This window comes from Marivita sp. (assembly GCF_965656765.1).
GTDB lineage: Bacteria > Pseudomonadota > Alphaproteobacteria > Rhodobacterales > Rhodobacteraceae > Marivita.
Map to the genome: position 1 here is coordinate 1 of NZ_CBFHLV010000115.1, position 4160 is coordinate 4160.

A 4160-nucleotide genomic window follows, 5' to 3' on the forward strand; every position below is an offset into this window, starting at 1 on the left:
ATCGCGGATGAAGACCTCGATCTCGCCAGTTGGCAGTTTCGGATTCACTAGGCTCGCATCACGCGCTTTGACCTCACCATCAATGCGGATACACCATTCCGACCGCACCTTTTCAACATCAGCAAAAACAGGGCTGTCCGGGTCGCACAGCAATTGCGTGATCCCATAATGATCGCGCAGGTCGACAAACAACACGCCGCCATGGTCCCGGATGCGGTGCACCCAACCAGACAGGCGAACGGTCTCACCAACGTTTTGAGACGTCAGATCGGCGCAGGTATGGGTGCGAAATGCATGCATAATGGGTGTCCTCGGACGAAGAAATTTGGCCCGATACACCCTTTCAGCCTTGGGAAGTCAAGCCATGCGCCAATTGCGGCCACGCCTACGCAAACAAAAAACCAATCGCGCCGCTTGCAGTCACCCGCACCATGCCTATAACGCAGCCAGTTTGCATGACGAGGGCCGATCAATGCCAAAACGCGATGATATCAAGTCCATCATGATTATCGGTGCTGGTCCCATCGTTATTGGGCAGGCTTGCGAGTTTGACTACTCTGGTGCACAGGCCTGCAAAGCCCTGCGCGAAGAGGGCTATCGTGTTATCCTTGTGAACTCGAACCCAGCGACGATCATGACCGACCCGGAATTGGCCGATGCAACCTACATCGAACCGATCACGCCAGAGGTTGTCGCGAAGATCATCGAGAAAGAGCGCCCCGACGCCCTGCTGCCGACAATGGGCGGACAGACTGGCTTGAATACATCTTTGGCCCTTGAGGAAATGGGCATACTGGACAAGTACGGCGTCGAAATGATCGGTGCCAAGCGCGAAGCCATTGAAATGGCGGAAGATCGCAAACTCTTCCGCGAGGCAATGGACCGCATCGGTCTTGAGAACCCCAAGGCGACAATCATCACCGCGCCGAAAAAACCAAATGGGTCAGCTGATTTGGACGCCGGCGTTGCGCTCGCATTGGCCGAATTGGAAGATATTGGCCTACCAGCGATTATCCGCCCTGCTTTTACGCTCGGGGGCACTGGTGGCGGTGTGGCCTATAATCGTGAAGACTTTGTACATTACTGCCGGTCCGGAATGGATGCGTCGCCAGTGAACCAAATCCTTGTGGATGAATCGCTGCTGGGCTGGAAAGAATTCGAAATGGAAGTTGTTCGCGATCGCGCCGACAACGCCATCATTGTCTGTGCCATTGAAAATGTCGATCCCATGGGTGTGCACACGGGTGATTCTATCACTGTCGCCCCGGCGCTGACGCTGACCGACAAAGAGTACCAGATCATGCGCAACGGCTCGATTGCCGTACTGCGCGAGATCGGTGTCGAGACAGGCGGATCGAACGTCCAGTGGGCGATCAACCCAGACGATGGCCGGATGGTTGTGATCGAGATGAATCCACGAGTCAGTAGATCGTCCGCACTTGCATCAAAAGCAACGGGTTTTCCGATTGCGAAAATCGCTGCGAAACTTGCAGTCGGCTACACTTTGGACGAGTTGGACAACGATATCACCAAGGTCACGCCGGCGTCGTTCGAGCCCACGATCGACTATGTCGTCACCAAGATTCCGAAATTTGCGTTTGAGAAATTTCCCGGTTCCGAGCCACATCTAACCACCGCGATGAAATCCGTTGGCGAAGCTATGGCAATTGGCCGGACAATTCACGAATCGCTTCAAAAAGCACTGGCTTCTATGGAATCTGGCCTCACTGGTTTCGACGAGGTGCACATCGATGGCGCGCCGGATAATTCAGCCGTGATTAAGGCGATCAGTCAGCAAACACCAGACCGGATGCGGACGATTGCACAGGCGATGCGTCACGGCTTGAGTGATGATGACATCCACGCCACCACGATGTTCGATCCTTGGTTCCTTGCCCGAATTCGGGAAATCGTGGAAACCGAGGAAGAAATCCGCACACACGGTCTGCCAGCAGATGAACCCGGCATGCGCGCCCTTAAGATGATGGGCTTTACCGATGCCCGTATGGCAACGTTGACCGGCCTGACCGAAAAGGACGTGCGGGCCAAACGCCTTGGCCTGAACGTGAAGGCCAGCTTCAAACGGATCGATACCTGCGCAGCCGAATTCGAAGCCCAAACACCCTACATGTATTCGACCTACGAAGCCCCTATGATGGGTGAAGTTGAATGCGAAGCACGTCCATCAGACCGCAAAAAGGTCGTCATTCTGGGCGGCGGGCCCAACCGGATCGGGCAAGGAATCGAATTTGACTATTGCTGTTGCCACGCGTGTTTCGCCTTAACGGATGCGGGTTACGAGACCATCATGGTCAACTGCAATCCGGAAACCGTTTCGACGGACTACGACACGTCTGATCGTCTGTATTTTGAACCGCTGACTTTTGAACATGTCATGGAAATTCTTCGGGTTGAGCAGGACAATGGCACATTACATGGCGTGATTGTGCAATTCGGTGGACAAACACCGTTGAAGCTTGCGAATGCGCTGGAAGCTGAGGGCATTCCAATCCTTGGCACCACGCCCGACGCAATTGACCTTGCTGAAGACCGAGAGCGGTTCCAGGATCTCGTGAACCGTTTGGGTCTCAAGCAGCCGCACAATGGGATTGCTTCAAGCGACGCACAAGCGTTGGCAATTGCAGAAGATATCGGATTCCCACTCGTGATCCGTCCGTCCTATGTGTTGGGTGGCCGCGCAATGGAAATCGTTCGCGATATGGCGCATTTGGAGCGGTACATCAGCGAAGCTGTAGTTGTATCCGGCGACAGCCCAGTTCTTCTCGACAGTTATTTGTCCGGAGCTGTGGAACTGGATGTTGATGCACTTTGTGACGGCACGCGCGTCCATGTTGCCGGCATTATGCAGCACATCGAAGAGGCGGGCGTTCACTCAGGCGACAGTGCGTGCTCTCTGCCACCTTATTCAATATCTGACGATCTATTGGCCGAGATCAAACGCCAAACCGAAGCGCTTGCGTTGTCTCTCAATGTCGTCGGTCTGATGAACGTTCAATTCGCGATTAAAGACGGTGATGTCTATCTGATCGAAGTGAACCCCCGCGCATCGCGCACAGTCCCATTTGTGGCCAAGGCAACTGATTCCGCCATCGCATCGATCGCCGCGCGCGTAATGTCAGGTGAACCATTGTCCAATTTTCCCATGCGCGACCCGTACCCAGAAAACGCTGATTATGACACGGTCTTGCCGCTGGCCGATCCGATGACTCTCGCCGATCCAATGATGCCCTGGTTCTCTGTGAAAGAGGCTGTATTGCCCTTCGCTCGCTTCCCTGGTGTCGATACAATCCTTGGTCCGGAAATGCGGTCAACTGGCGAAGTTATGGGATGGGACCGGTCATTTCCGCGTGCGTTCCTCAAGGCGCAACTTGGCGCAGGAAACCACTTGCCCAGTTCCGGAACGGTTTTTTTCTCAATCAAAAATGACGACAAAACCGGCCAGCTGATTGAAACCGCGCAAATCCTAATCGATCTCGGCTTCACCATCGTTGCAACTGCCGGCACTGCCGCTTTCTTGTCAGAGCATGGGATTAATTGTGAGACCACTAAAAAGGTCTACGAGGGCCGACCGAATATTGTCGATTTGATGAAAGATGGGGGTATCAACCTTGTGATGAACACGACCGAAGGTGCAGCTGCGGTCGAAGACAGTCGCGAAATCCGGTCTGTCGCGCTTTACGACAAAATTCCGTATTTTACGACAGCGGCTGGGGCTCACGCCGCTGCAATGGCCATGAAAGCTCAGGAAGAAGGTGAGCTTGTGGTAAAGCCACTTCAGGCCTAGTCAGGATCCAAACTGGCGTTTTGACAGAGGACATCCCGCCAGTAGGCCCATGCCGCTATCCAGGAGCATGTTCAGCGCAGCTTGGAGACCCGGCTCTCTGCGAGTAACGTTCCGTCCGCCAGCTGCAATTTAATCCCGTCACTTGCAAAACGCACTTCTTCAACAACGTTGGATGTGAATAAACTCACATCCAACTTTGAGTCGTCCGAGATTCGCCGAACTTCGGCAGTGTATAGTCCAGGCGTCACCGGACGCCCCTCAATATCCGTACCATTCCACCAGGGCAATCGCGTTTGACTTACGGAGTGGCCAAGCCGTTGAGAATGCTACGTAAGTAGTCATCGTTCCAACCTGC

2 protein-coding genes are annotated in these 4160 nt (G+C 54.2%); one reads left to right on the forward strand and one right to left on the reverse strand.

Annotated elements, in window-relative coordinates; all coding sequences use genetic code 11:
• Nucleotides 1–300 (reverse strand): OB-fold nucleic acid binding domain-containing protein (locus ACTG4M_RS17105; protein WP_439124878.1); only part of this gene is annotated, 300 nt, incomplete at its 3' end.
• Between the two features lie 172 nt (nucleotides 301–472).
• Between ACTG4M_RS17105 and carB the strand changes: the two genes are divergently transcribed.
• Nucleotides 473–3805 (forward strand): carbamoyl-phosphate synthase large subunit, encoded by a 3333-nt coding sequence (gene carB, locus ACTG4M_RS17110; protein ID WP_439124879.1) that lies wholly within the window; start codon nucleotides 473–475, stop codon nucleotides 3803–3805.
• The last annotated feature ends 355 nt before the right edge of the window (nucleotides 3806–4160 follow it).

What these genes read in the sequence shown, in the direction of transcription:
- carB (WP_439124879.1), top strand. Translation starts at nt 473, where the DNA reads ATGCCAAAACGCGATGATATCAAGTCCATCATGATTATCGGTGCTGGT.